The sequence below is a fragment of the Streptomyces sp. MMG1121 genome (assembly GCF_001280015.1).
Classification (GTDB): Bacteria; Actinomycetota; Actinomycetes; order Streptomycetales; family Streptomycetaceae; genus Streptomyces.
In genome coordinates this window covers 1-543 of the sequence record NZ_LGDV01000070.1, presented here as the reverse complement: position 1 = coordinate 543, position 543 = coordinate 1, and the positions used below count along the sequence as shown (strand labels likewise).

1 protein-coding gene is annotated in these 543 nt (G+C 71.6%); it reads left to right on the top strand.

Annotation, left to right across the window (positions count from 1 at the left end; translation table 11 throughout):
• The coding region (locus ADK64_RS08020) for a ketoacyl-synthetase C-terminal extension domain-containing protein (RefSeq protein ID WP_324614373.1) at positions 1 to 543 on the top strand (543 nt) is incomplete at both ends.

Below are 543 nucleotides of genomic sequence, written 5' to 3'. Positions count from 1 at the left end.
TCCGACGCCTGAGGTGGACTGGTCGGCGGGTGGGGTGGAGTTGCTGACCGAGGCGCGGGAGTGGCCCGAGCGGGACGAGCCGCGGCGTGCGGGGGTGTCGTCCTTCGGCATCAGCGGCACCAACGCCCACATCATCCTGGAGCAGGCCCGGCCCGCGGAGCCCTCCGACACCCCCGCCCCGGCACGTACCGTCCCCAACGGCGTGGTACCGCTGGCCCTGTCGGGCAAGACCCCCGACGCACTGCGCGCCCAGGCGGACTCCCTCGCCGACCACCTCCGTGCCCACCCCGACATCCCGCTGCCCGACGTCGCCCTGTCGCTCCTGACCACCCGCACTTCCTTTCCTCACCGCGATGTTGTGGTCGCAGGCACTCACGCGGAGGCGATCGAGCGTTTGGCGGCACTCGCTGTCGCGCCGGACGCCGCGCCGGGCACTCATCCCGAGGGTGTGGTGTTTGTGTTTCCGGGTCAGGGGGCGCAGTGGGTGGGGATGGCGTTGGGGTTGTTGTCGGAGTCGGTGGTGTTTGCGGAGTGGATGGGGCG